We start from the raw sequence: 3,552 nt of genomic DNA, 5'->3' as shown, positions 1-3,552 counted from the left end.
CCCCGGGTCAACGTCCCCCGGCAGGCCGGTCGCCGGGCTGGGCGGCTCGGTGCGGGCGCGGGGGAGGCCGGGCTGGGGAGGTGGCGGCGGGACCTCCTGGAAGGAGATGCCCGGCGGCGCCGCGACGGGGCTCGCGTGGCCCAGTGGCGGAGTGGTCGGCACGGCGGACACAGCGCCGGTGCCGCAGCTCTCCGTGCCTGGAATCCTGCCTGGGCTGGTGGTCGACTCGGCGTTGCCCGTGAAGCAGTTGCCGGCCTGTGCGGCGGTGGCCAGGACGAGGTCGGTGCCGTTGTGGGCGACCTTGTTGGCGCGCACGGTGTTGTCGCGGGCCGGGTAGCCCTGGACGTCGCTGAGCAGTACTCCGGCGGCCCGGTTGCCGGTGATCAGGTTGCGCTCCAGGACGTTGCCGCGGGCCCCGCCGGCGCCCACGCCGATACCGAAGCCGCCGTCGGCCTGCTCGGGGCTCTGGTCGTCGTTGTTGTCCGTGAACGCGTTGCCCGTGACCACCGCGCCGTGCTGCGGACCGAGCGCCTCCAGGTCGTTGGAGTTGAGGGTGAGCCCGACCCGGTTGTGCGAGGCACGGTTGCCGAGCAGGAACAGCCGCTCCGAGGCGTTGGTGACCTCCAGCCCGACCGCGTTGTGCTCCATCGTGTTGTGCCGCACCACCGTGTCGCACGGCCGGCACTGGCCGACGTAGATCCCGGAGTCGGCCTGCCCGGAGGCGTAGGACCGCTCGATGACGCCGGAGCGGGCGTCGAAGGCGTAGATGCCGTAGAGGGCGTTGTCGTAGGCCGTCACGTACGAGGCCCGGAAGCCTTTCAGCGGCGGGAACTTGACGGTGTCCAGCGGGTCGTAGGCCGAACCGCCCGCCCGGCCCGCCTGGAGCTTCTCGTCGGTCACGCCGGTGAACAGCACGCCGTTGGCGAGGTGGTTGCGTACCGTGAGGTTCTCGACGACGGAGCCCGCGCCGGTCACGGTGATGCCGTTGGCCCGCTGGAACTCCCCGTCCACGACGACCTTGTTCCTGTCGGTGCCCCGCACACGACCACGCGGGGCTTGGCCACGATCACGCTCTCCCGGTACACGCCGGGAGACACCAGCACCAGTCCGCCGGGGCGGACCCGCTCCATGGCGGTCCGCAGCGACGCCGTGTCCTGCGGTACCCGGACGATCGCGGCCCCACCGCCCGCGCCCGCCGCACCGCCGCCGGGACCGCCGGCGCCGCAGCCCACGACACCGAGCAGCAGGGCCACGGCCGGCAGTGTGCGGGACACGGCCCGGGACAGAGAGAGAAAGAGAGTTTTTAGCACGTTCGCAGATGTATCGTCCCTTTCACTCCTATGACAGCACATCCTCTTCACGACACACCGGGCGATTGCCCCGGGCCCTCCCGCCGCCGCTTCCTCCGGGAGACGGCGGGGCTCGGCGTCCTCGGGGCGGCCTCCGCCTGTGCGCCCGAGCGCCGACCGGCCGCGCCTGGCGGCGCCGGGTTCACCTTCCGGGGTGCCCGGCAGGCCGGAGTGACCACTCCGCAACAACCCGCCGCGCTCGTGGTGTCGTACGACCTCGCACCAGACCTGTACGGCCGGGCGGGCCGGCGGGCCGTGCGGGACGTTCTCGCCCGCTGGTCCAGAATGCTGGACGCCGAGCCTGCCCCGGCCCGGCTCACCGCCACCGTTGGCATCGGCCCGCTGCTGCCCGGCAGGCTGGGCGTCCCCGCTCCCGACTCCCTGCGGGAAGTGCCTCCCTTCCCCGGCGACCGTCTCGACCCCGCGCGCTGCGGTGGCCATGTGCTGGTCCAGCTGTGCGCCGACGACCGTCGTACGACGGAACAGGCGGCCACCACCCTCACCGGCCTCGCCGCCGACGCCCTGCGCCCCCGCTGGCGGCAGACCGGGTTCCTGTCGCCCACCCCCGCCGGACAGACGCCCCGGAACCTGCTCGGCTTCAAGGACGGCACCGAGAACCCCACACCGCAGGAGCGCGAGAAATGGGTCTGGGCCGGCGACGGCACCTTCCTGGTCGTGCGCCGCGTCCACATCCGCGTCGGCGACTTCTCCCGGCTGGCACCGCGACGCCAGGAGGAGATCATCGGACGGCACCGGGCCGACGGCGCCCCGCTGGGACGCCGGCACGAACACGACGACGTCGACATCTTCGCCAAGAGCCCGCAGGGCCGGTACGTCATCCCGCTGCACGCCCACGTCCGCGCGGCCAGTCCCCGTTTCGACGGGGGAGCGCGGATGCTGCGCCGCGGCTACTCCTACGACAACGGCCCCGACGACCGCGGCCTGCTGTTCCTGGCGTTCATGCGGGACCCGGCCCTGTTCGTGCGGGTACAGCAGCGGCTGGCCGAGCGGGACGACCTGAGCCGGTTCATCGAGCACCGGGCATCGGCGGTGGCGTACGTTCTGCCCGGGGCACGGGCGGGGGAGGATCTCGGGGCACGTCTGCTCGTGTGAGCGAGCGTTCGGTGCCGGGCTTGGTGCCCCAGACGAACACCGCGTCGTCCTCCTCCAGCGCGTCCCACAGGCGCCGGGCGTCCTCCAGGCGCATGTTCACGCAGCCGTGCGAGCCGCCCTCGAACAGGTCGACGTAACTGCCGTGGAAGGCCTGCCCGTCGCTGAAGAACTGCGAGTAGGGCATGGGGGCGTTGTCGTACAGGTCGGAATAGTGGTCCAGGTCCCGCCAGTAGACACGGAACCAGCCCGTGCGCGTCTCGTCGCCGTCCCGGCCGGAGCGGACGGGCACCGGCGCGAACACCGTCCTGCGCCCCGTCTGCACCCACATCAGCTGGCGGTCCAGGTCGACACAGGCCACCTTGTAGTCACGCACGGGGCACCGGCCTGCCGCGTTCGGGTTCGGCCGTGCCTCCACCACAAGCATGGTGCGGTAGGTCGCCAGCCCGGCGTAACCGTCCGCCGGGCGCACCCCGTTGGCGCTCTGGAACACGCGGATCGCCCGGCAGTCCTGATCCGACTGCCGGCCGTCGACCGGGAGCCGCAGGTGCCGTTCCATCTCCCGCTGGTAGGGGCCGGTCATCGCCGTGCACGCGGGGGCCGGCTCGGCGGACACCGGGAGGGCGGAGGGCCAGGACAGGGCGGGGAGCACCACCGTGAGCAGGCAGAGCCTGCGTATGCGCGCCTTCATGCATCCATGGATACGGCAGTTGCCGCGGGTCGGTGGGATCGGGCTAGCCCGACCGGGGACCGGCACCGGGCGCCCCGGAGCGCACCGCGGCAGAGGCCGTGGACGCCGTCCGGCGCCGTACCGCTCACCGTCGCGGCGACCACGGCGTTCCCGGCACCCCTGGCCGGACACGGGTGGCCCCCAGGTCGATGGTCGCCGTGTGCCCGGTGCCGAGATTCGCCGCGACGCGACGGAGGCTGCCGTCGGGGGCGATCCAGTAGGTCAGCGGGGAGCGGCCGGCGGCGGGGCTCGCGGAGGCGTTGGGACGGGGGCGGGGGCCGGAGAAGACGTCGTAGGAGCTGCCGTCGACGTCCTCCTCACGCAGGTGGAGGGCCCCTGACTGGGCGAGGAGCTGGGCATTGT

4 protein-coding genes and 1 pseudogene are annotated in these 3,552 nt (G+C 73.0%); 1 reads left to right on the top strand and 4 read right to left on the bottom strand.

Annotation, left to right across the window (positions count from 1 at the left end; genetic code table 11):
- Positions 1-1,041 (bottom strand): right-handed parallel beta-helix repeat-containing protein (locus JHN63_RS50535; protein WP_307782194.1); only part of this gene is annotated, 1,041 nt, incomplete at its 3' end.
- Positions 972-1,274, bottom strand: coding sequence for a hypothetical protein (locus JHN63_RS54545; protein ID WP_307782193.1), 303 nt, complete (start codon positions 1,272-1,274; stop codon positions 972-974). The genes JHN63_RS50535 and JHN63_RS54545, both read right to left, overlap by 70 nt.
- 66 nt (positions 1,275-1,340) lie before the next feature.
- Here JHN63_RS54545 and JHN63_RS50530 point away from each other — a divergent pair, with 66 nt between their 5' ends.
- Entirely contained in the window at positions 1,341-2,462 is a 1,122-nt protein-coding gene (locus tag JHN63_RS50530) for a Dyp-type peroxidase (RefSeq protein ID WP_200691858.1), read from the top strand.
- Here JHN63_RS50530 and JHN63_RS50525 read toward each other — a convergent pair.
- Together JHN63_RS50525 and JHN63_RS50520 are read right to left on the bottom strand one after the other, a co-directional pair.
- Positions 2,377-3,150 (bottom strand): L,D-transpeptidase family protein, encoded by a 774-nt coding sequence (locus JHN63_RS50525; RefSeq protein ID WP_200691857.1) that lies wholly within the window; start codon positions 3,148-3,150, stop codon positions 2,377-2,379. The genes JHN63_RS50530 and JHN63_RS50525 overlap by 86 nt on opposite strands.
- Positions 3,151-3,274: 124 nt before the next feature.
- Positions 3,275-3,552 (bottom strand): annotated as a pseudogene (locus tag JHN63_RS50520) (hypothetical protein); the annotation flags it as partial.

This window comes from Streptomyces sp. MBT65 (genome assembly GCF_016612545.1).
Classification (GTDB): Bacteria; Actinomycetota; Actinomycetes; order Streptomycetales; family Streptomycetaceae; genus Streptomyces.
The sequence above is the reverse complement of the archived record's forward strand: the minus strand, read 5'-3'. Positions and strand labels throughout refer to the sequence as shown.